Below are 552 nucleotides of genomic sequence, written 5' to 3' on the forward strand. Positions count from 1 at the left end.
CATTTTGCTATCCGATAATAAATCCCAATAGGTTGTCATGGGCACCTTTATAACCGTAATTGTGATAAAATTAGGGGTAATATGAGGTGATTATATGCGAACTGGAATAGCCAACGCACCCCTTCATGGTGGACATTGTCCCCCATGGTTATTTGATAAAATGAAAAAAATGGGTGCATCAATCATCAAGGTAATCGTCATGGAATATGGTACGGAAGAAGTTTTACGCCGATTATCCGACCCTGTATGGTTTCAATCTTTTGGTACTGTATTGGGGTTTGATTGGAATTCATCTGGTTTGACTACAGTTGTTTGCGGCGCCCTGAAGGAGGGGCTGCGTGAGGAACAGGGTGAATTGGGTTTATTTTTTGCCGGGGGTAAGGGGAAAGCGTCTAGAAGAACCCCGTCGGAAATTGTGGAATTCGGTGATAAATACAGTTTATCAAAGGATTTAAATCACCTTCAACAGACAAGCCGTACGGTGGCAAAGGTGGATTCTGCTGCGGTACAGGATAATTACCAGTTGTACCATCATTTCTTTGTTTTTAATCA

1 protein-coding gene is annotated in these 552 nt (G+C 42.0%); it reads left to right on the plus strand.

The window, feature by feature from the left end; all coding sequences use genetic code 11:
* Window positions 1-160 precede the first annotated feature (160 nt).
* Window positions 161-552: DUF763 domain-containing protein (locus tag AC3G7N_RS22240; RefSeq protein ID WP_489424283.1), on the plus strand; the 392-nt coding region annotated here is incomplete at its 3' end.

It is taken from the genome of Virgibacillus carmonensis, from assembly GCF_057836705.1.